The following is a 211-nucleotide window of genomic DNA, read 5'->3' on the forward strand; positions in this document are numbered from 1 at the left end:
GAATTGATTTTAGCATGTTGTATAATGAAATTTCGTCTCGTAGTGTTCAGTCTCAGGGTATTGAAGCACTATTTACTGCTGGCTTTATAGAGTTTGCGCGTCACAAAAAAAATACATTCCAAAGTGCAGGTATTGTTATGTAAGGAACACATCGATCTATGCGTGTTTCTCTTTCTCTTGAAATTGAAAAAATTGAATCTCTAGATTCAAT

General features: G+C 34.1%; 1 pseudogene. It reads left to right on the forward strand.

The annotated features are described in order from the left end of the window. Nucleotides 1-140 (forward strand): annotated as a pseudogene (locus V6260_RS19325) (Tol-Pal system subunit TolQ); the annotation flags it as partial. Between the last annotated feature and the right edge of the window lie 71 nt (nt 141-211).

Origin of the sequence: Pseudoalteromonas aliena (assembly GCF_038155085.1) — a bacterium.
GTDB classification, from domain to species: Bacteria; Pseudomonadota; Gammaproteobacteria; order Enterobacterales; family Alteromonadaceae; genus Pseudoalteromonas; species Pseudoalteromonas aliena_A.